Below are 24,184 nucleotides of genomic sequence, written 5' to 3'. Positions count from 1 at the left end.
GTTCCGCCAGCCATGCGCGGCCGGTGTTCCGGCCGTCTTGCCGCGCCTGTCCTGAAGACCATGTTAGGCACGCGATCGGAGAAATGGATTTCTCAATTTTGCCGCCACGGCCTAGATTGGAGAAAACCCATCTCGATATCGAGCGATATGAAGAACGAAGAGGTTCTCGACGAGTACTCGCGCCGTATCCTTGCCGAACTGCAGCGCGACGCGCGCCAGTCCCTGCAGCAACTGGCCGGCGCGGTGGGCCTGTCGGTCACGCCCTGCTGGAAGCGGCTCAAGGCGATGGAGGAGAGCGGGGTGATCCGCAACTACACGGTGTGGGTCGATCGCGAGCGCGTGGGCCTGTCCAACTGCGTGCTGGCCGAGATCAATCTGACCCGCCACAGCGAGACCGTGGTCGATGAATTCGAGGCCGCGGTGCGCCGCTGCCCGGCGATCGTCGAGTGCTATCGCACCACCGGCCAGGCCGACTATCTGCTGAAGGTGCTGACGCCGGATATCCGCGCCTACGATGCCTTCCTGCACGACGTGATATTCCGGCTGCCCGGCGTGACGGGCATCCGCTCCAGCATCGTGCTGTGCGAGGTCAAGAGCGGGGCGCCGCTGCCGATCGGCGTTCAGGCCGGGGCATGAACGCCGGCACACGGCCGGCGGCCTGCCCGGCAAGCGCTACAGCATCTCCAGCGGACGCGGGCCGCGCGGCGGCGGAAACAGGGCATCGAGCTCCGCCAGCTGCGCATCATCGAGCGCGATCGACAGCGCCGCCGCATTCTCGCGCAGCGCGTCGCGCCGGCCCGTCTTCGGGATCGCGATCACGTTCTCGCGCGAAAGCAGCCACGCCAGCGCCGCCTGCGCCGGGGCGATGCCATGGCGCGCGGCGAACGCCTTCAGGCCGGCGTGGCGCAGCAGCCGGGCCTGCTCGATCGGCGAGTAGGCCATCACCGGCACGCCGCGCTCGCGCAGCCACGGCAGCAGATCCCACTCGATGCCGCGGCGGCCCAGGTTGTACAGCAGCTGATTGGTCTGGACGCGGTCGCCGCCCGGTACCTTCCACAGCTCGCGCATATCGTCGAGGTCGAGGTTGCTGACGCCGAAGTGGCGGATCTTCCCGGCCTGCTGCAGCGCGACGAAGGCTTCCATCGTTTCGGCCAGCGGCACGCCGCCGCGCCAATGCAGCAGATACAGGTCGATGCGGTCGGTGCGCAGCCGCCGCAGGCTGCGTTCGCAGGCGGCCACCGCATCGCGCCGTCCGGCGTTGTGCGGATAGACCTTGGTGACCAGGAACACCTCGTCGCGCCGGCCCGCGATCGCCTCGCCGACCAGCTCCTCCGACAGTCCCTCGCCATACATCTCGGCGGTATCGATCAGCCGCAGGCCGAGGTCCAGGCCGAGCCGCAGCGTGGCGATCTCCTCGGCGCGGCGGGCACGATCGTCGCCGATATTCCAGGTTCCCATGCCGAGGGCCGGCACGCGTTCACCGCAGGGCAGCAGCACATCCTTCATGGCGCATCGCTCCTTGTGTTCGGGGTTGGGGTTGCCGATGTCCTGAGCGGCCTGGGCCCGGTCATTGGCGCTTCAGCTATCGGCGCTTCTGTCGCCGGCGCGGGCATCGATGCCGCTCTGCTGCACCAGCCATTGTCGAAAGGCACGGGCCGCGGCAGGCTCGGCGCGTTCGCGCGGCCAGACCGCGTAGTAGCCGCCGCCCAGCGTCGCGCTCGCCTCGGTGGCGCGCACCAGCAGGCCGTCGCGCAGGCACGCATCGATCATATGGCGCCAGGCCAGCACGATGCCGTGGCCCTCGATCGCCAGCTGCAGCAGGATCGGATACTGGTTGGCCACTACGCGATGGTGCGGCCGTGCATCCGGCAGGCCGTTCTGGCCGAGCCAGGATTCCCATGACATCCAGTTGCGCTGCGCGTCTTCCAGCACCAGCAGCGTCTCGTCGACAAGGTCGGCGGGCGCCAGCGAGCGGCCGCGCAGATAGCCGGCCGTGCAGACCGGGAACACTTCTTCGTCATAGAGCCGCCGCGCCGCGAACGCGGGCGGCGGTCCTTCGCGCAGGTAATAGAGGCCGATATCGAACTCGGCGCCCGACATCGCGGCGAGGCTGTCGTTGACGACCAGGCGCAGGTGGATGTCCGGATGCGCGGCGCGAAAGCGCGCCAGCCTCGGCGTCAGCCACAGCACCGCGACGCCGGACGAGCAGGCCACCGACAGCTCGGTATGCCCCTTGCGCTTCATCACATCCTCGGTAGCCTCGGCGCAGCCGACCAGCAGCCGCTGCACCACCTCGGCATAGCGCTGGCCGCTGACGGTCAGCCGCAGCGCGCGCGGCTCGCGCACGAACAGCTTCTTGCCGAGGAATTGTTCGAGCTGCGCGACCTGCCGGCTGATTGCGCTCTGCGTCAGATGCAGCTCGGCGGCGGCGCGGGTGAAGCTGCCGTGCCGCATCGCCGCCTCGAAGGCGATCAGGCAGGGCAGCGGAGGAAGCGGGGAAATGCGCATGGCGGTGTCCGGTCGGTCAAGCCGCCATGATAGTGGAGCGATGGGCCAGGGCATCGAGCGCGCCCGCGCAAGGTCCCTCTCCCGCTCGCGGGAGAGGGGTCGGGGAGAGGGAAAGGGCGGCGATCATGCCATCGCGGTTCGAATCCACCCCCTCTCTCCAACCCTCCCCATGAGCGGGCGAGGGAGAACGGCAAAGGCGGACGTACCGAAGCGCTACTGCGCGCCGCGCGTATGAATCCGCCCGCGCTGCATCACCAGGGCCAGATGCTCGCCCTGTCCCATCAGCAGGCCGATGTCGGCCAGCGGGTCGCCGTCGACCACCAGCAGGTCGGCCAGCGCGCCGGCGCGCACGGTGCCGAGCTCGTTCTCGCGCTGCAGCAGCGCGGCGGCAATCGACGTCGCGGAGCGGATCGCCTCCAGATTGCCGAGCGCGTCGGCGCGGATGCGGAACTCCTCGCTCTGGCACTGGTGCATCTCGCCGAGCAGATCGGAGCCGAAGGCCATCGGCACGCCCGCCTCGGCGTAGATGCGCAGCGAGTCGTGGCCGGCCTGGCGCACGGTCTCGATCTTGGCCACCGACTCGGCCGGCAGGCCCAGCCGCGCGCCGTCGCGCGCCAGCGCCTCGTAGGTGATCACGGTCGGCACCACGAAGGCGCCATGTTCGCGCATGACCTCGGCGGCGGCGCGGTCGACCAGATTGCCGTGCTCGATCGAGCGGACGCCGCAGCGCACCGCGCGGGCAATCGCGCGCGGCGTGTAGGCGTGCGCGGCGACATAGGTCTGCGCGGCCTCGGCCTCCGCGACGATCGCGCGGATCTCGTCCTCGCTGTATTGCGTGTTGGCGATCGGATCGGTCGGCGAGGCGACGCCGCCCGAGGCCATGATCTTGATCTGCGTCGCGCCCTTCTGGATCTCCTCGCGCACCGCCAGCCGCACCGCGTCGACGCCGTCGACCACGCGCGCGATCGCGCCGGCGCGGAACGCGCACGAGCACGGTTCCAGCGTGTCGCCGCGCGGGCGGAAGTCGCCGTGCCCGCCGGTCTGCGACAGCGCCTTGCCCGACGGGAAGATGCGCGGACCCGGGATCAGGCCGCTCTCCACCGCCTGCGACAGGCCCCAGTCGGCGCCGCCGGCATCGCGCACGGTGGTGAAGCCGCGCTCGAGCATCGCGCGCATGATCGGCAGCGCGCGGATCGCCACCAGCACGTTGGGCTGGGTCGCGTTCAGGCCGAGGTTGGCCAGCGACGCCAGCACGTGCACGTGGCAGTCGATCAGCCCGGGCATCACGGTCTTGCCGGCGACGTCGATGCGCCGCAGGTCGGGGGCGTCGGGCAGGTCGAGCGGCGTGGCCGATACCGCGGCGATGCGCTCGCCGTCGATCAGCACGTCATGGCGGCGCAGCAGGCTGCCGTGCGCCGGGTCGAGGACGTTGCCGCCCTGAAGCAGGATTCTGGTCATGAGTCTCTAGTGTCGTTGCAGATAGGCCGGCTCGCGGACGAAGCGCGTGCCGACGAAGCTGATGGCGGCGGCGATCATCACGTAGAAGGCGGGCGCCATGGTGCTGCCGGTGCTGGCGATCAGCCAGGTGATGATGAACGAAGCGAAGCCGCCGAAGATCGTCACCGCCAGGTTGTAGGCGACCGACAGGCCGGTCGACAGCACCTTGGCCGGGAACAGTTCCGAGAAGGCCGCCAGGATCGGGCCGGTGTACGCGGCGATCAGCACGCCGAACACCAGCTGGAACACCAGCAGCGAGGCGAGGCCGGGCACGTGGTTGATATAGAAGAACATCGGATAGGCCAGCAGCAGGATCAGCAGCGCCGAGCCCGACAGCAGCGCACGGCGGCCGATGCGGTCGGCGAGCCAGCCGACGATCGGCGAGAACACCATGATCGCGAGTCCGCCGACCATGCCCGCGATGAAGCCGGTGGACTGCGGCACTTGGAGCACTTTGACCGAGTAGGTCGGCATATAGAACAGCAGCACGTAGGTGCAGACCGTCCACAGGATCACCATCGAGAAGCTGGCCGTGGTCTCGCGCGGGTAGGTCTGCACGATCTCCTTCAGCGGCGAGTCCGAGCGCTCGGCGTTGTCGCGGAAGGTCGGCGTCTCGTCCAGGTGATGGCGGATGTAGTAGCCGACCGGACCGATCACGATGCCCAGCAGGAAGGGCAGGCGCCAGCCCCAGCTGTTCAGCGCCTCGGGGCTCAGCGCGCTGGTGACGAAGGTACCGACCGCGGCGCCGAGCAGCACCGCGACGCCGATGCTGGCCTGGATCCAGCTCGAATAGAAGGCGCGCTGGCGGACCGGCGCGTACTCGGTCAGGAAGGCGGTCGCGCCGCCCATCTCGCCGCCGGCCGAGAAGCCCTGCATCAGCCGCGCGATCACGATCAGCAGCGGCGCGAACACGCCGATCTGGTCGTAGGTCGGGGCGATGCCGATGATGGTGGTGCCCAGCGCCATCAGCAGGATGGTCAGCGACAGCGCCTGCTTGCGGCCGACGCGGTCGGCATAGATGCCGAGCACGATGCCGCCGACCGGACGCATGAAGAAGCCGACGCCGAAGGTGGCGACCGCCAGCAGCAGCGACGACAGGTCGTTGCCGGTCGGAAAGAACAGCCTGGCGATGATCACCGCGAAGAAGCTGTAGACGGTGAAGTCGAACCACTCGAGGCCGTTGCCGATCACCGTCGCGACGATGGCGCGGCGCCGTTCCCTGGCGTGAGTGGCGGGCAGCGCGTCCGCGTGGGCTACGCTCGCTTGCATGGGGTTCTCCTCTTCATGGCGTTCTCCTCTGGGATGGGCAGGCGCCCGCGTGCGGCTGGCGCAGCGGGCCGGACGGCCGATGTTAGAAGCGGGAGCGGCGCGGACGGTAACGAAATCTGCGCATGTCCGCATGCCGTCGGCGCATGCATCCGGGACCGATGGCGGGACGGCATTGCGCGTCCGCATCGATGCCGCGCATGGCCGCTGGTGTCCGCCATCGTCCGACAGCGAGCACGCGCGAGCCGTCGGGCTCGACGACGATCGATGGTGCGGGTCGACCGCGGGCAATGACATCGACGGTCATCGATCGAGCGTCGTTCGGCAGTCGGTCGAGCATCGGTGGCGTGTCGATCGGGCATCGATCGGGCATCGATCGGGCATCGATGCGGCACCGATACCGTGCTCACGAATGGCAAAGCGTTGCGTCGACGCATCACCCGAACGACGCTCGCGCGCGATGCGCGACGACCCGCGATGCGAGGTCGATGCGCGATGCGCGCTTCGCTGTCGCGATGGCCGCCGGCATCATCGGCGCGCTCGTCGCCGCACTGCCGTCGCCGCTGTCGCGCACGGCCGCCTTGCGCTTCGACGCCGCCGCATCGCGCGACGCGCAGCGCGCGCCCGGCACGCACGACCGCTCTTCACTGCTTGCCGCAAAGCCTTGTTGCACGCGGCTTTGCGGCGAGCATGCGGGTTCTCCCTCGTGTCTTCGCCGCGTCCTCGCGAGGGCTTGCGAAGGGTCTTCGTCAACGTCGCGGCAAGCTGCGCGCGCGCACGTCGGCCAGCGCGTCGTCGGGATGTCGACGGCGTCGCGATGCGAGCAACGCGGAGGGTCTGTCGGCGTGTCGTCGCGGCATGCGATGCGTGTCTCGACAGCGCGTCGCGCGTGTCATTGCATCGATGCGTTCGTCATCGCAAAGCGCGCGCATTCGATGGCGTGTTTTTTTGGAACTTTTTTCTTAACATCACCGACCAAACGAATTATGATTCGCCTTGACAAGAGTCTCTCTTCATTGCATGAAGCAGGACATCGCAAAGCGAAGAACTCGAACAACAACCGCGGCGCGATTCGATGCAGTGATGCAGGTAGCCGAGGAGCAACAGAACTTTGACGCAGACCAGACCGGGCTGGCTTCTTACAACGCGTACAGTCTCCTGTGGCCCATTGACGGGATGGGTTCGCTACCTCGAACAACACGGCGTCTGCCTGGCGCGGGCCAAGACCGCGAATGCAGGTTTGCCGTCGGAATACTCCTACTTTGAAGCCGCGTGTCGTCGGGCAACCACGCGCGAGCGGATCGAATACTGCGGGACGCGACGAGCGTTGCGCGCGGGTCATCGCGTTGCACGTCGTCACGGAAGCCTTGCCCTGCGCAAGGCGCCCGCCAAGGAATTCATTAGCGTGCGGCAGCCGTATTGCGGCACGCCGATGAATCGCTCGCTCGACTGGGGTTCGCAAGCCTGCGGCTTGCAGGCATCAACGCCTCGGGTCGGTCGGGTCGCCAATTTTGGACATTCGATATTCACGCTTTAGTGAAGGAGTCATCCATGGCAACGACTGCGAAGAAGAAACCTGCGGCCAAGAAGGCCGCGCCCGCCAAGAAGGCAGCCGCCAAGAAGGCCGCACCGGCCAAGAAGACCGCGGTGAAGAAGGTCGCCGCGAAGAAGGCGGCGCCGGCCAAGAAGGCCGCAGCGAAGAAGGCCCCCGCCAAGAAGGTCGCGACCAAGAAGGTAGCGGCGAAGAAGGCGGCGCCGGCCAAGAAGGCCGCAGCGAAGAAGGCTCCCGCCAAGAAGGTCGCGACCAAGAAGGTAGCGGCGAAGAAGGCGGCGCCGGCCAAGAAGGCTGCAGCGAAGAAGGCCCCCGCCAAGAAGGTCGCGACCAAGAAGGTAGCGGCGAAGAAGGCGGCACCGGCCAAGAAGGCCGCGGCCAAGAAGACCACCGCGAAGAAGGCGACCGCCAAGAAGGCCGCGCCGGCCAGGAAGGCTGCCGCGAAGAAGGCGCCGGCGAAGAAGGCCGCCGGCAAGAAGGCCGCTGCGCAGCCTGCCGCGGCCCCTGCCTCGTCGCCTGCCTCGGCTCCCGCGCCGGCCGCCAAGACCGCGCTGAGCCCGGCCGCCGCCTGGCCGTTCCCGACCGGCAGCCGTCCGTAAGCGTTGAAGCGCGACCCGCGCGCGCTCGATTCCTGCGGGAATCCTCGGGGCACCTTCGCGTGCCCGAATGACCGGATACCCCGTATCCGGTCGGCATGACAGTGGTCCTGCCAACCCGCCGCCGGCGATCCGCCGCGGCGGGTTTTTTATTCGGGCCGGCCGCTGGCGGCGAACGTGCAAACACGAAGGTGCAAACAAAAACGCCGCCCCCCGAAGGAGGCGGCGTCCGGTTCCGCGGCCGGTGAAGCGCGGCGTTCAGTGCGTGACGCGCGTGACCCCGCCCGAGGACAGCAGCCGCACGCGCTCGCCCGGACGGAAGATCTCGTCGGCGTCCTGCGTGATCGCGCGCATCTCGCCGTTGTCCAGGCGCACCGTGATCTCCAGCCCGCGACGCTGGTCGACCCGGTTCTCGATCGCGCTGCCGGCCATGCCGCCGAGCACCGCGCCGAGGATGCCGGCCGCGACCGAGCCGCTGCCGCTGCCGATCGAGCTGCCGGCCGCGATGCCGCCGATGGCGCCGCCCGCGAGCGTGCCGACGCCCGATTGCTGACCCTGGATCATCACCTCGCGCACGCTCTCGACCACACCATAGCGCAGCGTCTGTTCACGCTGCGCCTGCCCCGGCGTATAGATGCTGGCGGAGTTCGATTGCGTGGCGCAGCCGGCCACGAGACTGGCGGCCGCCACGAGCGCGACGCCGCAGGTTCGGATAAGGGTTTGCATGGTGATTCCCCAGCAAGGGTTTACGCGTAACGGTAGCCGAATGCCGACTCGAACATCTGGCCGATCTGCTCGCGCGAGACCTTGTAGTTCTGCGGTCCCTGGTGCGCGATCTTGATCGCCCCCATCAGACTCGCGAGCCGACCGGTAGTTTCCCAGTCGAAGCCCTGCTCGATGCCGTACAGCAGGCCGCCGCGGAAGGCGTCGCCGCAGCCGGTCGGATCGACGACCCGTTCGGCCTGCACCGCGGGAATATTGTACTGCCGGCCATCGGCGTGAATGGTCGCGCCGCGCTCGCCATGCGTCACGATGAAGGCGCGCACGCGCGCCGCCACTTCGGCGCTGCTCCAGCCGGTGCGCGACAGCAGCACCTGGCCTTCGTAATCGTTGACGGTCACATAGCTGGCCAGTTCGACGAACTGGCGCAGGTCTTCGCCGCCGAACAGCGGCATCGCCTGGCCCAGGTCGAAGATGAACGGAATGCCCGCCTCGGCGAATTGCCGGGCATGGTGCAGCATCCCTTCGCGGCTGTCCGGCGCGACGATGCCCAGCCGCGGCGCGCGTTCGCCCTTGAGCGCGTCCTGCACGTGCGACAGCTGCGAGTGGTTCATCGCGCCCGGGTGGAAGGCGGTGATCTGGTTGTTCTCCAGATCGGTGGTGATCATCGCCTGCGCGGTGAAGGTATCGGGCAGCATGCGGATATGTTCGGTGCCGATGCCGAGCGCGCGCAGGTAGTCCAGATACGGGCCGGCATCCTCGCCGACCGTCGCCATCACCACCGGCTCGCCGCCGAGCAGCTTCAGGCTGTAGGCGATATTGCCCGCGCAGCCGCCGAACTCCCGGCGCATGCCGGGGACCAGGAAGGACACATTGAGCATGTGGATCTGGTCCGGCAGGATGTGTTCGCGGAACCTGCCCTCGAACGTCATGATGGTGTCGTAGGCGACGGAGCCGCAGATCAGGCTGGGCATGGATGCTCCAAGGTGTTTTGGTTCTGGTGGATCGCTGGTGGTGCTGCTGGTGCTGCTGGTGCTGCTGGTGCTGCTGGTGCTGCTGGTGCTGCTGGTGGTTTGTCTCCCCTTTCCCGCCTGCGGGAGAGGGGCGGGGGAGAGGGCAGGGCGGTGGGCATGCCACTGCCGATTCACTGCCGATTGAAATCACCTTCCTCTCCCCGGCCCTCTCCCCTGAGGAGGAGAGGGAGAACACATGCGCGTGGGGTTGGACCGCGCTTACTTCAGCGCCGCCAGCGCTGCGTCATAGTCCGGCTCGTTCTTGATTTCCGGCACCAGCTGGCTGTAGGTCACCGTGTCGTTCTGGTCGAGCACCACGACGGCGCGGGCGGTCACGCCGGCCAGCGGGCCGCTCTTGATGTCGACGCCGTAGTCGTTCTTGAACTGCGCGCCGCGCATCGTCGACAGCGGCACCACATTGCTCAGGCCTTCCGCCGTGCAGAAGCGCCCCATCGCGAACGGCAGGTCGGCCGAGATCGTCAGCACGACGGTGTCGGCCAGCGCGCTGGCCTTCTCGTTGAACTTGCGGGCGGAGGCCTGGCACACCGGCGTGTCCAGGCTCGGCACGATATTGAGGACCTTGCGCTTGCCGGCGAAGTCGGCCAGCGTCACGTCCTTCAGGTCCTTGCCGACCAGCGAGAACGCGGGGGCCTTGTCACCGGGGTGGGGAAATTTGCCGCCGACTTCGATCGGGTTGCCGCCGAGGGTCACAGTGCTCATGGTCGCTCCTGGGTTGATGGGGACGCGGCGTGCGCGGCGGGATGCCGCGGCGGCGCGTCCGGGGATTCGGGAAGGGCTCGGGCAGGTTCAGGGATAAAAGACCGACACGCGGTAGTTGTCGGCGGCCTGCCGAGTCCGGAATCGTACCTGAAGGGGGAGCTCGGCGCCCGCCTGCAGGCCCGCGGCGCCATCCGGATCGTGCGTCCGCTGCGCGGCGGGCAGGTAGTCGGCCGGCATCAGCACAAGCCGCTGCAGCGGGCGATCCTGCGCATCGGTCAGCACCAGCTCGATCGCCGGCAGCGCCACCAGCGCGCGGCTCTCGTTGCGCAGTGTCATCGTCAGCAGATAGTCGTCGCTGCCGGCATCGGGCATCTGCAGCTGCGAGCCGTCGATGCGCAGCGCGGCGAGTTGCTGCGCCGGCGGCACGCGGCAGCCCAGCGGCGCGCAGGCCGCCTCGAGCCACGGCCGCAGTGCGGGTGCGCGCGCCGCCAGCTCGGTGCGCCACAGCAGCGCGGCGGCAAGCAGCGCAAGCAGCGTGGCCAGCGCCGCGGCGCCGATGGCCCAGCGCAGCCGACGGCGGCGCGCGGCCGCACGCCGTGCCGCCAATGCAGCCTCTTCGGGCGTGCCGGACAGGTCGGCGGAGAAGGGGACGGTGTCGGGCGCGGCGCCGCCTTGCCAGCGGCGCATCGCCTGTTCGCGTGCGATCGCGCTCGGCGCGATCTCGTTGGATTCGACGGCCCGTGCGCGCAGATAGCCGCCGGCGCTCAGGCTGCGTTTGTTGCCGGTGCGGCTACCGGTGCCGGCGTTTGCGGCGGGGCTGGCATCGCTGCCGGTGTCCGTGCCGGCATCGCGGCCGGCACGCTGCGGCCCGGCCTCGCGCCGGGCGTCTTCGGGAGGTTCGGGATGGCCGGCGTCAGGCGCGGGTGCCATGCAGACAGACCCAGCCTTCGTCGCTGCGCCAGACGGTCAGCGGCAGCCACGGCGCATAGGCGGCCGCGACCTCGTCGGCCTGCCGTTCGAGCACGCCCGACAGCACCAGCCGGCCGCCCGGCCGTACCCGCGCGCTCAGCATCGCGGCCATCAGCTTCAGCGGGTTGGACAGGATATTGGCGACCACCAGGTCGTAGGTCGCGGTGCCGGTGGAGGCGGCCAGTGCCGCGGCCTCGTCGGGCAGCGCGAAGGTCGCGCTGACGCGGTTGCGTTCGGCGTTGTAGCGCGAGGCCTCGACCGCGTTCGGATCGATATCGACGCCCAGCGTGTCGCCGGCGCCGAGCTTCCTGGCGACGATGGCCAGGATGCCGGAGCCGCAGCCATAGTCGAGCACGGTCTCGCCCGTCCTCAGGTTCTGCTCCAGCCACTGCATGCACAACCGCGTGGTCGGATGGCTGCCGGTGCCGAAGGCCAGGCCCGGATCGAGCTCCAGCACGACGGCATCGGGGTCGGGCGCATCGTGCCAGGACGGCACCACCCAGATGCGCTCGCCGATCCGGATCGGTTCGAACTGCGACTGCGTCAGCCGCACCCAGTCCTGGTCCTCGACGCTGCGCACTTCGCTGGCGGGCACGGCGCAGCCGAGCGCGTTGGCCGCGGCGGCGAGTACCAGCGCCGGATCGGTGTCCTGATCGAACAGCGCGACCAGCCGCGAGTGCTGCCATGCCAGCCGGGTCGGTTCCATGCCCGGCTCGCCGAACAGCGGCTGCTCATCGGGCGTGTCGGCGTCCGCGTCCTCGACCGAAACCGACAACGCTCCGAGCTCGAACAGCGCGTCGGACCAGGCCTCGGCCTGATCCTGGGCAATCTCGATTACACATTCCTGAAATGCCACGCGCTTTCCCCATGCTGGCCGCCTGCCCTGGTGGGCGGGGCGGCCGTCAAACTGCCGTTGCTGCCATTGCTGCCGCTGCTGTCCGGAACTGCCCCCGGGCCTTCTCAGACCTTCTCGCCCTTGGCCACGCTCTTCTGCGCCAGGCGGTGCTCCAGATAATGGATGCTGGTGCCGCCTTCGACGAAGTTGGCGTCGAGCATCAGCTCGCGGTGCAGCGGCACATTGGTCTGGATGCCGTCGACCACCATCTCCGACAGCGCGATCCGCATGCGGGCGATGGCCTGCTCGCGGGTGGCGCCGTAGGTGATCAGCTTGCCGATCATCGAATCGTAGTGCGGCGGCACGAAATAGCCATCATACGCGTGCGAATCGACCCGCACGCCGGGGCCGCCCGGCGCGTGCCAGGCGGTGATGCGGCCCGGCGACGGCGTGAACTTGAACGGATCCTCGGCGTTCACGCGGCATTCGATCGCGTGGCCGCGGAACTGCACGTCCTTCTGGCGATAGCGCAGCTTCTCGCCGAACGCGATGCGGATCTGCTCCTGCACGATGTCGATGCCAGTGATCATCTCGGTCACCGGGTGCTCGACCTGCACCCGCGTGTTCATCTCGATGAAGTAGAACTCGTTGTTCTCGTACAGGAACTCGAACGTGCCGGCGCCGCGATAGCCGATCTTCTTGCAGGCCTCGGCGCAGCGGTCGCCGATCCGCTCGATCAGGCGGCGCGGAATGTGCGGTGCCGGCGCTTCCTCGATGACCTTCTGGTGGCGGCGCTGCATCGAGCAGTCGCGCTCGCCCAGCCAGATCGCCTGGCGATGCTGGTCGGCCAGCACCTGGATCTCGATATGCCGGGGGTTCTCCAGGAATTTCTCCATGTAGACCTCCGGATTGCCGAACGCGCGGCCCGCTTCCTCGCGCGTCATGTTGACGGCGTTCAGCAGCGCGGCCTCGGTGTGCACCACGCGCATGCCGCGTCCACCGCCGCCGCCGGCCGCCTTGATGATGACCGGATAGCCGACCCGGCGCGCGGTGGCCAGGATCTCCTTCGGGTCCTCGGGCAGCGCGCCCTCGGAGCCCGGCACGCACGGCACGCCGGACTTGATCATCGCCTGCTTGGCCGACACCTTGTCGCCCATCAGCCGGATGCATTCCGGGGTCGGGCCGATGAAGACGAAGCCGGACTTTTCCACGCGCTCGGCGAAGTCGGCGTTTTCCGACAGGAAGCCGTAGCCCGGGTGGATCGCCTGTGCGTCGGTGACCTCGGCCGCCGAGATGATGGCGGGCATGTTGAGGTAGGACTGCGGGGAGGGGGCCGGGCCGATGCAGACCGCTTCGTCGGCCAGCTTGACGTACTTGGCCTCCTTGTCGGCTTCGGAATAGACCACCACGGTCTTGATGCCGAGCTCGCGGCAGGCGCGCTGGATGCGAAGGGCGATTTCGCCTCGGTTCGCGATCAGTATCTTTTCGAACATAGTCTCTCTCTGCGCAGCGGAAAGGGCGGTCACGCCGGAGGGGCGCGCAACGGACGCCGCGTCGTCGACCGGCGGCCGGCGCCGCATGCCGCCACGCGAAACGCCCGCATGGTGCGGGCGTGGGCAGCGCATGGGGCCGGGCGTGCCGTCCTCAGTATCAGCCGATGACGAACAGCGGCTGGCCGTATTCGACCGCCTGGCCGTTCTCGACCAGGATTTCCTTGATCACGCCGGCCTTGTCGGACTCGATCTCGTTAAGCAGCTTCATCGCCTCGATGATGCAGACGGTCTGGCCTTCCTTGACCGTGTCGCCGACGTTGACGAAGGGCGCCGCGCCCGGCGACGGCGCGCGATAGAAGGTGCCGACCATCGGCGAGGTCACGACGTGGCCCTGGGGCAGCTGGGGCGCGGCCGGTTCGGCGGGGATCGCGGCAGGCGCGGCGGCCGGAGCCGGCGCGGCCGCGATCGCCGGAGCGGCGGCCTGCATCGGCATCGGCTGGGCCATCACCTGGGGCGGCGCCTTGACGATGCGCACCTTGCCTTCGCCCTCGGTGACCTCCAGCTCGGAGATGCCGGATTCGGCCACCAGGTCGATCAGCGTCTTCAGCTTGCGCAGGTCCATCTTCTATCCTCCTGAATCGGGTTGTCCGGAACCGCCCGCGATGGCGGCGGCGCCCGGAGAAATCGTTGCGGCCGGCAATCGCGCCGCCGCGCCGGGCGCGCGAGGCAGCCGGCGAGGGCGCGCACACCGGCGCGCGCCAAGGGTACTGTGTCTGTTTCTGACGACGCGGGGTCAGGCCCCGGGCGGCGCCTGTTCCTGCCCGAGGGCATAGTCCAGCGCCAGCAGGTAGCCCTGCCAACCGAGCCCGCAGATCACGCCGACCGCCAGATCGGAAAAATAGGATCGGTGGCGGAAGCTCTCGCGGCGATGCACATTCGACAGGTGTACTTCGACGAACGGGATCGACACGCCCGCCAGCGCGTCGCGCAACGCCACGCTGGTATGCGTGTAGGCGGCGGGATTGATGATGATGAAATCCACGCCTTGCTCGCGCGCGGCATGGATACGGTCGATCAGCGCCCCTTCGTGGTTGGACTGGAACGTCGCCAGTCCGATGCCCGCGGCGGCGGCGCGCTGCCCAAGGGCGGCATCGATGTCGGCCAGCGTGGTCGTGCCATACGTCTGCGGCTCCCGCGTGCCCAGCAGGTTCAGGTTGGGTCCATGGAGGACCAGCACCTGACGGCAGCGGGCGGCGCTAGGGCTTGGACGGATATCGGTCACGGCAGCTCGACCAGTTCTACGAAATTGCGCGGAGATTACCGTAGCTTAGAGGGATTTGTCTAGCACACGGTACAGGGCGGATCCGCGAATCCCGCCTTGGAGGGGCACGATACATCGCATTGGAATGTGCTCGACCCGGTAATTGCCGCGGGCTGCGCGATTTCGCCGCAATTGCGAACCGGTTCGCGCCAGAAGGCGGCAAAACCACGCCGGCAGCACCCCGCCGGCAGGCGAGGCCATTATCCCCTGGGCAGCACGGCGCGCAGCTCGTCGGGCATCACGCGCCCCATCTTGCGCAGCCGCACGACCCCCTGCGCATCGATCACCACTGTATAGGGCAGCCCGCCCGCCGCATTGCCGAAGCTGCGCGTCAGTTCCGTGCCGGCGAATCCGGCCACCGCCAACGGATAGGCAACCGGCACCTTCTGGACGAACTCGCGGATATTGCTGGCCGAATCGATGCCGATGCCGACAAATTCGACGCCGCGGGACTGGTATTCCTGGTGCAGCGCGGTCAGGTCCGGCATTTCTTCGACACAGGGTCCGCACCAGGGCGCCCAGAAGTTGACGACCACGGTCTTGCCCCGCAGCGTATCCATCCGGATCGGCTTGCCGTCCGCGTCGGGCAGTTCGATGCGGTACAGCGCCTCGACGGCCTGGTCGCTGGCCGGCTGCGGCGAGAAGACCCGGTTACCGACCACCGCGCCGGCGATCGCGGCGGCAACCGCAATCGCCAGCCAGAACAGCACCCGGCCGCGCCGTGCCGGTTGCGGCGGCGAGGGCGGGGCGGAAGACGTGGGGGAATCGGCTTTCATGATGGCCTCGAGCAGGAAAGAGGAATGTTGGCGCTGGTTGGCTGCGACCGCGGCGCCCGTTCTACTTATTTAGATGGCGTCGCCGTTGGCTGCCCGGTCGTCCGCGGCCGCCTCGTCCGCCGCGATCAACGTGCGCAAGGCGTCCTCGTCGATCCGCAGCGGCCGGCCGCCGGCCTCGCCGCGCGCGCCGCGTTCGTCATTGGCGTCGTACAGCGCGATATGGATGCCGACCGGCGCGCCCAGTTCGGCGCGGACCTCGCCGGCCAACAGGCGCGCCTCGCGCTGCGCCGGCCACTGGCCGCGCCACAGGAAGCTCAGCGTCTCGACCTCGCCCTTGTTGGCGAAGTGCCGCGTCTCGCTGGTTTCGAAGTCGACACCGGCGTTGAGCAGATGCAGGGCGACATCCTTGGGGCTGTCGCAGAAGCACTGCAGATGGATATCGGAATGCTCGGTCGCGGTGCCGTTGAGCACGGCGCCGGCCAGATACGGGCGGAAGCCGGCCAGATCCTGCATCGCCAGCAGCGCCACGCGGCGCAGCAGGGCGAGGATGCGCGGCTGGCTGTCGGCATGGAACAGCGCCTGATAGGCGCGGACCTCGTCCTCGACCATCTCGTTGTCTGGCAGCCAGTCGCCGGCGATGCGCACGTCGCCAAGCAACTGGCGGGCGGCCTTGCGCTTGGCGGTGGCGTAATCGGCGCCATCCTCGGCGATCATCCGGGCGGCGGCTTGCGCGATCTCGTTGCGCAGACGCGCCGGATCGATGGGGGTACGTCGTGACATCCCACGATGATACCCGCTGCCGCCGAGGCTCGGCTCGCACGGTACAATGCGGCACTGCGGCACGGTGCGGTCGCGCCGATGTCCCTGTCCAGTGCGCCATCGACGCCGGCCATCGCCGCCCGCCGACGCGCCACAGTCAAGCTACCGTCGCGCCACCGTCAAGACCGCAGCGACCTTCGCCGCGGGCTCGCGCCATCAACCCTCGCTTTCCATCCGGCTGTTCACCGATCCCCATGCATATTCATATCCTCGGTATCTGCGGCACCTTCATGGGCGGCCTTGCCGTGCTGGCCAAGCAGGCCGGCCATCGCGTCACCGGCTGCGACGCCAATGTCTATCCGCCGATGAGCACGCAGCTCGAGGCCCAGGGGATCGAACTGATCGAAGGCTTCGATCCGGCCCAGCTGTCGCTGGAGCCGGACCTGTTCGTGATCGGCAACGTCGTCTCGCGCGGCAATCCGCTGATGGAAGCGATCCTGGACCGCAACCTGCCCTATGTGTCCGGCCCGCAATGGCTCGGCGAACACGTGCTGCGCGGCAAGTGGGTGCTCGCGGTCGCGGGTACGCACGGCAAGACCACGACGACCTCGATGCTCGCCTGGATCCTGCAGGATGCCGGCTACGAGCCGGGCTTTCTGGTCGGCGGCGTGCCGCAGAACTTCGGCGTATCGGCGCGGGTCACGCCGTCGGACTTCTTCGTGATCGAGGCCGACGAGTACGACACCGCCTTCTTCGACAAGCGCAGCAAGTTCGTCCACTACCGGCCGCGCACCGCGATCCTCAATAACCTGGAGTTCGATCACGCCGACATCTTCCCCGATCTCGCCGCGATCGAGACGCAGTTCCATCATCTGGTGCGCACCGTCCCGAGCCAGGGCCGGCTGCTGGTCAACGGCCTCGAGGAGAGCCTGGCGCGCGTGCTCGAGCGCGGCTGCTGGAGCGAGGTCGAGCAGTTCGGCACCGGCGACTGGCGCGCCAGCGATGCGGCCGAGGCCGCCGGGGCCGATCCCGCGCTGGACGCCTTCGATGTGTGGCACGGCGAGACGGTGGTCGGCCGCGTGCAATGGACGCTGCAGGGCGTGCACAACCGCATGAACGCGCTGGCCGCGATCGCCGCCGCTCGCCATGTCGGCGTGCCGCCGGCTCAGGCGATCGACGCGCTGGGCCGCTTCGCCAACGTCAAGCGCCGCATGGAAGTGCGCGGCGTGGCCGGCGGCGTCACCGTCTACGACGACTTTGCCCACCATCCGACCGCGATCCAGACCACGCTCGACGGCCTGCGCCGTCGCGTCGGCGCGTCGCGCATCCTGGCGGTGCTGGAGCCGCGCTCCAATACGATGAAGCTTGGCGTGATGAAGGCGCAGCTGCCCGCCAGCCTGGAGCTGGCCGACCTGGTGTTCGGCTATGGCGCGCCCAGCGGCAAGGACGCGCTGGGCTGGGACCTGGCCGAGTCGCTGGCGCCGCTGGGCGAGCGCGCCGCGGCGTTCGACAACCTGGACGCGCTGGTCGCGGCGGTGCGCGCTGCCGCGCGGCCGGGCGACCATGTGCTGGTGATGAGCAACGGCGGCTTCGGCGGCGTCCATCAGAAGCTGCTGGACGCGCTGGCGGCGCCGGCCCGGGGCTGAGCGGAGCGGCGCCGATGCTGTTGTATCTGCACGGATTCCGTTCGTCGCCGCGCTCGTTCAAGGCGCAACTGGTGCAGCAGCGCCTGCGCGAACGCGGCCTTGGGCGCTACTACGCCTGCCCGATGCTGGACGTGTCGCCGGCGCGTGCGATCGAGCAGGCCGAGGCCGCGATCGCCGCGGCGCGGCTCTCGTCTTCCAGCGATCGGCCCCTGGCCATCGTCGGCTCCTCGCTCGGCGGGTACTACGCACGCTGGCTCGGCGAGCGGCACGGCTGCCCCACAGTGCTGCTGAACCCGGCCGTGCATCCGTGGACCGATCTCGAACGCCATCTCGGCGAGCAGCCGCTGTGGCATGGCGGCGGCTCCGTCAAGGTCGAGCGCCATCATCTGCAGGAACTGCTCGATCTGCGCGTCGACACACTGCGCCACCCGGAGCGCTTCTATCTGCTGGCGGCCACCGGCGACGAGGTGCTGGACTACCGCGAGATGGTGGCGTCCTGCCCGGGCGCGCGCATCCGCGTGATCGAGGGCAGCGACCACGGCATCAGCGAGTTCGCCGACTATGTCGACGAGGTGCTGGACTTCTGCGGCTACGGCACCGCCGGGGAAGGGCGCGACGACAGCGGCGCCAGGGACGACCACACGGACGGCCACAAGGACGGCAACAAGGACAGCAACAAGGACGGCAACAAGGACGGCAACGAGGAAGGTGGCAATGCCTGACGCCCGCGCGGCGCGCGTGCGCCGCTGTGCCTGGAGCGGGCACCTGCCGTTCGACGCGGCGCTGGGGGCCAACCTGCGCCGCTGGATCACCGGCGAAGGCTCGCTGACCGCGCGGCTGATCACCGCCTCGTCGCGCTTTCGCGTCAGCAAGCTGTCGCAGCGGATGGAGCGCCCGCTGGCCGACGAGTGGCACACGCTAGGGCTGGGCGCGCCGCTGCCGGTGATCGCCCGCGACGTGCTGCTGGTCTGCGACAACACGCCGGCCGTGTTCGGCCACACCATCGTCCATCCGCGCCATGCGCGCCGCGACTGGCCGTTTCTTGGCGGACTGGGCGACCGGCCGCTGGGCGGCGCGCTGTTCGTCGATCCGCGCGTGCGCCGCGATCCGTTCGAATTCGCCCGCCTGCTGCCGCATCATCCGCTGGCGCAGCGGCTGCGACGCGCGCTGCCCGGGTTCGGCGAAGAGCTGGCGGCGATGATGCTGCCGGCGCGGCGTTCGGTGTTCCGGCGCGGCGCCGGCGTGATGCTGGTGACCGAGGTGTTCCTGCCGGACCTCGCCACGCGGCCCGCGCCGCGCACCGCGACCGGCATGCCGGTACCGATGCGTCCGCCGCGGTAGACCCCGGCGGCGCACCGGCCCGTCGGCCCGGCCGGCGCTCCCACAAATCGATAACGACAGCCAACCCCACTACCACGAGAACACAACGATGAAACTACAGGGACGGATTGCCATCGTCACCGGCGCCGCCGCCGGTATCGGCTTTGCGACCGCGCGGCGCTTCGCCGCCGAGGGCGCCATCGTGATCCTGTGCGACGTCAACGCCGAACGCGTCCAGCAGGCCGCCGCGCAGTTGGCCGCTGGCGGTGCCACCGTGCGCGCGCACCGGGTCGACGTGACGCAGCGCGAGCAGGTCGACGCGATGGTCGCGGCGACGCTGGCCGAGCACGGGCGGATCGACATCCTGGTCAACAATGCCGGCATCACCAAGGACGCGCGGCTGGTCAAGATGACCGAGGCCCAGTTCGACGCCGTGATCGACGTCAACCTGAAGGGCGTGTTCCATTGCGCGCAGGCGGTCGCCGGTCCGATGATCGAGCAGGGCCGGGGCGTGATCCTGAACGCCTCCAGCGTGGTGGGCCTGTACGGCAATTTCGGCCAGACCAATTACGCCGCCAGCAAGTTCGGCGTGGTCGGCTTCACCAAGACCTGGGCGCGCGAGCTCGGGCCCAAGGGCGTGCGCGTCAATGCAGTGTGTCCGGGCTTCGTCGCCACCGAGATCCTGCAGACGGTGCCGGACAAGGTGCTCGACGGCATGAAGCAGGCCTGCTGGCTGGGCCGGCTGGCCGAGCCCGACGAGATCGCCAGTATCTACGCCTTCCTTGCCAGCGACGACGCCAGCTATATCAACGGCACCGCGATCGAGGCCAGCGGCGGCATGTCGATCTGAGGGCGCGATTCTGCGTCGCTCGCCCGGCGCCGCCGGACACGTTTTATTGCGTGGCCGGGCAGGCGGCCGCGCGAGCCCGGTACGGTATCATTGACGACCGGCCGCCGCCGCGTGCGCGCGGCCGGCGACTCCCCCGCCCGGCACGTGCCGGGCGGTGACGCTTATCCATTTCCGAGGCGGGCAGCGCGCCTCGCCGACGCCCGGTTTCCGGCATATCTGAAAGACCCGATCCCATGCAGTTGTTGTTCGAGGAAGGCGGCGAGATCCGCGCCGGTACCGTGCTGAATCAGCAAGGCGAGGCCTATCAGGTCGAATTGCCCGCGGGCAAGCGCACCAAGGTCAAGTCGCGCGACGTGCTGCTGCAGTTTGCGCAGCCGAGCGCGGCCGAGCTGCTGTCGCAGACCGCGGCGCTGACCGGAGACATCGATCTCGATTTCCTGTGGGAATGCGCCCCCGCGCAGGAGTTCGGCTTCACCGAGCTGGCCGCCGAATACTACGGCGCGTCGGCCAGCCCCGCGCAGCAGGCGGCGCTGGCGATGGCGCTGCACGGCAATCCGGTCTACTTCCGCCGCAAGGGCCGCGGCCGCTACCAGCGCGCGCCCGAGGACCAGTTGAAGGCGGCGCTGGCCGGGCTCGAGCACAAGCGCCAGCAGGCGCTGGTGCAGGCCGAGTACGAGCAGCAGCTGAAGGCGGGCACGCTGCCCGAGGCGTTCCGCGGCAAGGTGCTGACGCTGCTGTTCAAGCCGGACAAGAACAGCCTCGAATACAAGGCGCTCGACGCCGCCTGCACCGCGCTGGGCAAGTCGCCGATGCGGCTGATGATCGAGGTCGGCGGTGTGCCGAACGCGCGCGCGCTGCACGAGGCCCGTTTCCTGTCGGAATGCTTCCCCAGGGGCACCGGCTTTCCGGAGGTCACGGTGCCCGAGCCCGCGGGCGAGTTGCCGCTGGCGCCGGTCCAGGCGTTCTCGATCGACGATGTCACCACCACCGAAATCGACGACGCGCTGTCGGTGATGCCGCTGGACGAGGGGCGCCTGCGCATCGGCATCCATATTGCCGCGCCGGGCCTGGGCATCCGCCGCGGCGATCCGCTCGACGCGATCGCGCGGCAGCGGCTGTCGACGGTCTACTTCCCCGGCGACAAGATCACGATGCTGCCGGATGCGGTGGTCGAGCGCTATACGCTGCAGGAAGGGCGGCAGTGCCCGGCGCTGTCGCTGTACGTGATCTACGACCCCGCGGCGCAGCAGATTCTCGCCAGCGAGACGCGCGCCGAGATGGTCAGCATCGCCGCCAATCTGCGCCACAACCTGCTCGACGAGGTGGTGACCGAGGCCGCGCTGACCGAAGGCACCGGCGACTATCCGTTCCGCGAAGCGCTGACCGCGCTGTGGGGCTTCGCCAATTTCCTGTACGACGAACGCCAGCGCGCGCGCGTCGCCAGCGGCCTGCGGCCCGAATCGCACAGCCGCGCGGACTACAGCTTCTATCTGGACGAGCAGGACGACGGCAGCCAGCGCGTGCGCATCGAGCAGCGCAAGCGCGGCTCGCCGCTGGACAAGATCGTCGCCGAGCTGATGATCCTGGCCAACAGCACCTGGGGCAAGCTGCTGGCCGACCACGGCGTGCCGGGCATCTACCGCACGCAAAAGGCCTGGGGCATGCACCGGACCCGCATGCAGACCTATCCGGCCCCGCATGAAGGCCTGGGCGTCGCGCAGTATGCGTGGAGCACGTCGCCGCTGCGCCGCTACGTCGATCTGGTCAATCAATGGCAGATCATCGCGGCGGCACAGCATGGCGTGACCGCCAAGCTGGTGGCGCCGTTCAAGCCCAAGGACGCCGATCTGCTGGCCGCGGTCGCGGATTTCGAGGGCACCTATGCTGCCTATGCCGAGCACCAGTCGACCATGGAGCGCTACTGGTGCCTGCGCTGGCTCGCGCAGGAGAACCGCGAGCGCATGATGGCGACCGTGCTGAAGGACGGCGCGGTGCGCTTTGCGGAGATCCCGCTGGTCACGCGCGTACCCGAGCTCGCGCAGGCCGCGCGCGGCACGCAGGTGCTGCTGGAGATCGCCGGCACCGACGAGCTGACGCTGGAAGTCAGCTGCCGGGTGCTGGAGGTGTTTGCCGGCGAGGGCGAGCTGCCGGCCGAAGAGCTCGAAGGCGACGAGGAGTCGGCGGAGGTTTCCGCCGAAGCCGCGGCCGAGGTGGCGGCCGAGCAGGCCGCGGAAGAGGCCGCCGAGCAGGGTACGGAGACGGTGCCCGAGACGCTGGACGGCGCCGGTGCCGATGCCGGCGCCGAAGCGGCGCCCGGCACCGGCGTCGGCGACAGCGGTCCCGACAGCGGCCGCGCTGCCTCCTGAGCCAGGCCCGCCGTGAACCTGCGTCGCGCTTTCGGCCAGTGGTGGCAAGGCAGCAGCACGATGGCCAGGGCCGTCGCGATCTCGCTGGCCGTCCATGCGCTGCTGCTGGCCGTCCGCTTCGGCGCGCCGGAAGCCTTCGCGATCAAGCGCAGCGATACCGCGCTCGACGTGGTGCTGGTCAATGCCAAGTCGGGCCAGCAGCCGCTCAAGCCCGCCGCGCTGGCCCAGGCCGATCTGGACGGCGGCGGCGACCACCAGCAACAGCGCGCCACGACCCCGCTGCCGTCGCAGCCGGTGCCGCGCGACGGCGATCTGGTGCGCCAGGTGCAGCGCCGCGTCGATCTGCTCGAAGCGCGCCAGCAGCGGCTGATGACGCAGCTGCGCGAGAGCGCGCCGCCGGTCCACAGCCAGCCGCTGCGCCCGGGCGAGCGCCGTCTCGATACCCCGGCGCGCGGCCAGGACGAACACGATTCGCTCGACGAGATGGCGCGGCTGGAGGCCGAGATCGGCCGCAATCTGGAACACTACGCGCGCCGGCCCAAGCGCCACCAGATCACCGCGACCAGCGCCCAGCAGGTCGTCTACGCCCGCTACTACGATCGCCTGCGCAGGAAGATCGAGGCGCGCGGCACCGCGGACTTTCCGCGCCGCGCCGGCCAGCCGCTGTACGGCGAGCTGATCGTGGCGATCAACGTCGACGGCCATGGCCGGCTCGGCTACGAGCGCGGCGGCTATCGCGTCGACGGCGTCGAGCTGGTCAAGAGCTCGGGCAACGCGGCGCTGGACCGGCAGGCGATCGCCATCGTGCGCGCCGCGGCGCCGTTCGGCGAGTTTTCGCCGGAGATGCGGGCCCGCTACGATATTCTCGAAGTGATTTCGACGTTCGAGTTCTCGCGCAGCGGGCTGGAAACCCGGCTGCAATCCCGCTAAATGACGCCGATCGCGGACAGCATGGCCGATCGCGCCTTGCCAGCAGACTGAAATGACTACGCCTACCCAGATGCCCAACGCAGACCTCGCCGTGGACCGCTATGCCGTGGTCGGCAATCCGATCGCGCACAGCCGCTCGCCGCAGATCCACGCGGCCTTCGCGCGCCAGACCGCGCAGGCGCTCAGCTACGAGCGCCTGCTGGCACCGCTGGACGGGTTTGCCGACACCGTGCGCCAGTTCTTCGCCGAGGGCGGCCAGGGGCTGAACGTGACGACGCCGTTCAAGGTGCAGGCCTTCGAACTGGCCGACCGGCTGACGCCCGGCGCCGAGGCCGCCGGCGCGGTCAATACGCTGTGGATGGAGGACGGCCTGCTGCACGGGGACAACACCGATGGCGTGGGCCTGGTGCGCGATATCGTCGATCGCCTCGGCGTCGAGCTCGAAGGCCGCCGCATCCTGCTGCTGGGCGCCGGCGGCGCGGCGATGGGGGCGATGCTGCCGCTGATCGATTGCCGGCCCGACCGCATCGTGGTGGCCAACCGCACCGCCGACCGCGCCAGCGAGATGCTGGAGAATTTCGCCGAAGCCGCCGGCGAGGCTGGCGTCGAACTGTGGGGCGGCGGCTTCGATGCGCTGGCCGGGCTGTCCGAAGATGACGGCTGCGAGGTCGTGATCAACGCGACCGCCGGCAGCCTGCAGGGCGATGTGCCGCCGGTACCCGAGGCGCTGCTCGGCGAGGGGGTGCTGGCCTACGACATGATGTACGGCGCCGAGCCGACCGTGTTCCTGCGCTACGCGGCGGCGCAGGGCGCGCGTACCGCCGACGGCCTCGGCATGCTGGTCGAGCAGGCGGCGCAGGCCTTCTATCTCTGGCGCGGCGTGCATCCGGACACCGCGCCGGTGCTCGACGAACTGCGCGCGCTGCTGCAGCAGGAAGCGCAGGGCGGACGCTGAGTCGCCGCGTTCTTGCCGCCGTCATTTCGATTTCCGTTTCTTCGTCCACATCGCTTACCGACCGACGCGAGTTCCGCCTTGGCCCAACGCAA

Annotated in this window: 25 protein-coding genes; 11 read left to right on the top strand and 14 right to left on the bottom strand. The window is 69.2% G+C overall.

Annotated elements, in window-relative coordinates; all coding sequences use genetic code 11:
* The first annotated feature begins 147 nt into the window (after nucleotides 1–147).
* On the top strand, nucleotides 148–636 hold the full coding sequence (locus FOB47_RS22925; protein WP_151023216.1) for an Lrp/AsnC family transcriptional regulator: 489 nt from the start codon (nucleotides 148–150) through the stop codon (nucleotides 634–636).
* 36 nt (nucleotides 637–672) lie between these two features.
* On the opposite strand, the gene FOB47_RS22920 is transcribed toward FOB47_RS22925, so the two are convergent.
* From FOB47_RS22920 to FOB47_RS22905, 4 genes are all read right to left on the bottom strand, one after another.
* The gene (locus FOB47_RS22920) at nucleotides 673–1,506 is read right to left on the bottom strand and encodes an aldo/keto reductase (protein ID WP_174782175.1); all 834 of its coding nucleotides are present in this window, start codon (nucleotides 1,504–1,506) and stop codon (nucleotides 673–675) included.
* A 72-nt stretch (nucleotides 1,507–1,578) separates the two neighbouring features.
* Nucleotides 1,579–2,508 carry a LysR substrate-binding domain-containing protein gene (locus FOB47_RS22915; protein ID WP_174782174.1) on the bottom strand — a complete coding sequence of 310 codons (930 nt, stop codon included), beginning with the start codon at nucleotides 2,506–2,508 and terminating at the stop codon, nucleotides 1,579–1,581.
* A gap of 213 nt (nucleotides 2,509–2,721) precedes the next feature.
* A complete protein-coding gene (locus FOB47_RS22910; protein ID WP_174782173.1) occupies nucleotides 2,722–3,966 on the bottom strand; it encodes a metal-dependent hydrolase family protein in 1,245 nt (414 codons plus the stop codon).
* Between the two features lie 6 nt (nucleotides 3,967–3,972).
* The gene (locus tag FOB47_RS22905; RefSeq protein WP_053822535.1) at nucleotides 3,973–5,274 is read right to left on the bottom strand and encodes an MFS transporter; all 1,302 of its coding nucleotides are present in this window, start codon (nucleotides 5,272–5,274) and stop codon (nucleotides 3,973–3,975) included.
* 287 nt (nucleotides 5,275–5,561) lie between these two features.
* Here FOB47_RS22905 and FOB47_RS22900 point away from each other — a divergent pair, with 287 nt between their 5' ends.
* The gene (locus tag FOB47_RS22900) at nucleotides 5,562–6,386 is read left to right on the top strand and encodes a hypothetical protein (RefSeq protein WP_174782172.1); all 825 of its coding nucleotides are present in this window, start codon (nucleotides 5,562–5,564) and stop codon (nucleotides 6,384–6,386) included.
* A gap of 304 nt (nucleotides 6,387–6,690) precedes the next feature.
* The gene (locus tag FOB47_RS22895) at nucleotides 6,691–7,422 is read left to right on the top strand and encodes a histone H1-like DNA-binding protein (RefSeq protein ID WP_174782171.1); all 732 of its coding nucleotides are present in this window, start codon (nucleotides 6,691–6,693) and stop codon (nucleotides 7,420–7,422) included.
* Between the two features lie 255 nt (nucleotides 7,423–7,677).
* On the opposite strand, the gene FOB47_RS22890 is transcribed toward FOB47_RS22895, so the two are convergent.
* Together FOB47_RS22890 and FOB47_RS22885 are read right to left on the bottom strand one after the other, a co-directional pair.
* Nucleotides 7,678–8,145, bottom strand: a complete 468-nt coding sequence (locus FOB47_RS22890) for an outer membrane lipoprotein (protein WP_053822532.1) — start codon at nucleotides 8,143–8,145, stop codon at nucleotides 7,678–7,680.
* A gap of 20 nt (nucleotides 8,146–8,165) precedes the next feature.
* Nucleotides 8,166–9,113 carry a carbohydrate kinase family protein gene (locus tag FOB47_RS22885; RefSeq protein WP_053822531.1) on the bottom strand — a complete coding sequence of 316 codons (948 nt, stop codon included), beginning with the start codon at nucleotides 9,111–9,113 and terminating at the stop codon, nucleotides 8,166–8,168.
* 37 nt (nucleotides 9,114–9,150) lie between these two features.
* Here FOB47_RS22885 and FOB47_RS22880 point away from each other — a divergent pair, with 37 nt between their 5' ends.
* Nucleotides 9,151–9,297: a hypothetical protein gene (locus FOB47_RS22880; RefSeq protein WP_174782170.1), complete on the top strand. Its 147-nt coding sequence runs from the start codon at nucleotides 9,151–9,153 to the stop codon at nucleotides 9,295–9,297.
* A gap of 74 nt (nucleotides 9,298–9,371) precedes the next feature.
* On the opposite strand, the gene tpx is transcribed toward FOB47_RS22880, so the two are convergent.
* From tpx to FOB47_RS22840, 8 genes are all read right to left on the bottom strand, one after another.
* Nucleotides 9,372–9,872, bottom strand: a complete 501-nt coding sequence (tpx, locus tag FOB47_RS22875) for a thiol peroxidase (RefSeq protein WP_174782169.1) — start codon at nucleotides 9,870–9,872, stop codon at nucleotides 9,372–9,374.
* 87 nt (nucleotides 9,873–9,959) lie between these two features.
* A complete protein-coding gene (locus FOB47_RS22870; RefSeq protein WP_217488928.1) occupies nucleotides 9,960–10,802 on the bottom strand; it encodes a DUF3426 domain-containing protein in 843 nt (280 codons plus the stop codon).
* Nucleotides 10,786–11,697: a 50S ribosomal protein L11 methyltransferase gene (gene prmA, locus FOB47_RS22865; RefSeq protein ID WP_053822528.1), complete on the bottom strand. Its 912-nt coding sequence runs from the start codon at nucleotides 11,695–11,697 to the stop codon at nucleotides 10,786–10,788. The genes FOB47_RS22870 and prmA overlap by 17 nt, the downstream gene beginning before the upstream one ends.
* Nucleotides 11,698–11,801: 104 nt before the next feature.
* Nucleotides 11,802–13,169, bottom strand: a complete 1,368-nt coding sequence (gene accC, locus FOB47_RS22860; RefSeq protein WP_151023453.1) for an acetyl-CoA carboxylase biotin carboxylase subunit — start codon at nucleotides 13,167–13,169, stop codon at nucleotides 11,802–11,804.
* 157 nt (nucleotides 13,170–13,326) lie between these two features.
* Nucleotides 13,327–13,791 carry an acetyl-CoA carboxylase biotin carboxyl carrier protein gene (accB, locus tag FOB47_RS22855; protein WP_053822527.1) on the bottom strand — a complete coding sequence of 155 codons (465 nt, stop codon included), beginning with the start codon at nucleotides 13,789–13,791 and terminating at the stop codon, nucleotides 13,327–13,329.
* 171 nt (nucleotides 13,792–13,962) lie between these two features.
* The gene (gene aroQ / locus FOB47_RS22850; RefSeq protein WP_226994913.1) at nucleotides 13,963–14,442 is read right to left on the bottom strand and encodes a type II 3-dehydroquinate dehydratase; all 480 of its coding nucleotides are present in this window, start codon (nucleotides 14,440–14,442) and stop codon (nucleotides 13,963–13,965) included.
* 248 nt (nucleotides 14,443–14,690) lie between these two features.
* Entirely contained in the window at nucleotides 14,691–15,266 is a 576-nt protein-coding gene (locus FOB47_RS22845; RefSeq protein ID WP_174782168.1) for a TlpA family protein disulfide reductase, read from the bottom strand.
* A 69-nt stretch (nucleotides 15,267–15,335) separates the two neighbouring features.
* The gene (locus FOB47_RS22840; protein ID WP_053822524.1) at nucleotides 15,336–16,046 is read right to left on the bottom strand and encodes a hypothetical protein; all 711 of its coding nucleotides are present in this window, start codon (nucleotides 16,044–16,046) and stop codon (nucleotides 15,336–15,338) included.
* 233 nt (nucleotides 16,047–16,279) lie between these two features.
* Here FOB47_RS22840 and mpl point away from each other — a divergent pair, with 233 nt between their 5' ends.
* The 7 genes from mpl to aroE all read left to right on the top strand — a co-directional run bounded on the left by mpl (nucleotide 16,280) and on the right by aroE (nucleotide 24,092).
* On the top strand, nucleotides 16,280–17,671 hold the full coding sequence (gene mpl, locus FOB47_RS22835; RefSeq protein ID WP_174782167.1) for a UDP-N-acetylmuramate:L-alanyl-gamma-D-glutamyl-meso-diaminopimelate ligase: 1,392 nt from the start codon (nucleotides 16,280–16,282) through the stop codon (nucleotides 17,669–17,671).
* A gap of 14 nt (nucleotides 17,672–17,685) precedes the next feature.
* Nucleotides 17,686–18,393: a YqiA/YcfP family alpha/beta fold hydrolase gene (locus tag FOB47_RS22830; protein ID WP_244959367.1), complete on the top strand. Its 708-nt coding sequence runs from the start codon at nucleotides 17,686–17,688 to the stop codon at nucleotides 18,391–18,393.
* Nucleotides 18,386–19,012: a chorismate--pyruvate lyase family protein gene (locus tag FOB47_RS22825; protein ID WP_174782166.1), complete on the top strand. Its 627-nt coding sequence runs from the start codon at nucleotides 18,386–18,388 to the stop codon at nucleotides 19,010–19,012. Before FOB47_RS22830 ends, FOB47_RS22825 begins: the two co-directional genes overlap by 8 nt.
* A gap of 88 nt (nucleotides 19,013–19,100) precedes the next feature.
* Nucleotides 19,101–19,841 carry a 3-oxoacyl-ACP reductase FabG gene (fabG, locus tag FOB47_RS22820; protein WP_053822521.1) on the top strand — a complete coding sequence of 247 codons (741 nt, stop codon included), beginning with the start codon at nucleotides 19,101–19,103 and terminating at the stop codon, nucleotides 19,839–19,841.
* Nucleotides 19,842–20,074: 233 nt separating this feature from the next.
* Nucleotides 20,075–22,207 (top strand): ribonuclease catalytic domain-containing protein, encoded by a 2,133-nt coding sequence (locus FOB47_RS22815; protein ID WP_174782165.1) that lies wholly within the window; start codon nucleotides 20,075–20,077, stop codon nucleotides 22,205–22,207.
* Between the two features lie 60 nt (nucleotides 22,208–22,267).
* Complete coding sequence (locus FOB47_RS22810; RefSeq protein ID WP_174782544.1) at nucleotides 22,268–23,137, top strand: energy transducer TonB family protein; 870 nt, start codon at nucleotides 22,268–22,270, stop codon at nucleotides 23,135–23,137.
* A 70-nt stretch (nucleotides 23,138–23,207) separates the two neighbouring features.
* Nucleotides 23,208–24,092, top strand: a complete 885-nt coding sequence (gene aroE, locus FOB47_RS22805) for a shikimate dehydrogenase (protein WP_082371548.1) — start codon at nucleotides 23,208–23,210, stop codon at nucleotides 24,090–24,092.
* The last annotated feature ends 92 nt before the right edge of the window (nucleotides 24,093–24,184 follow it).

Origin of the sequence: Cupriavidus gilardii, assembly GCF_013347325.1 — a bacterium.
Classification (GTDB): domain Bacteria; phylum Pseudomonadota; class Gammaproteobacteria; order Burkholderiales; family Burkholderiaceae; genus Cupriavidus; species Cupriavidus gilardii.
The sequence above is the reverse complement of the archived record's forward strand: the minus strand, read 5'-3'. Positions and strand labels throughout refer to the sequence as shown.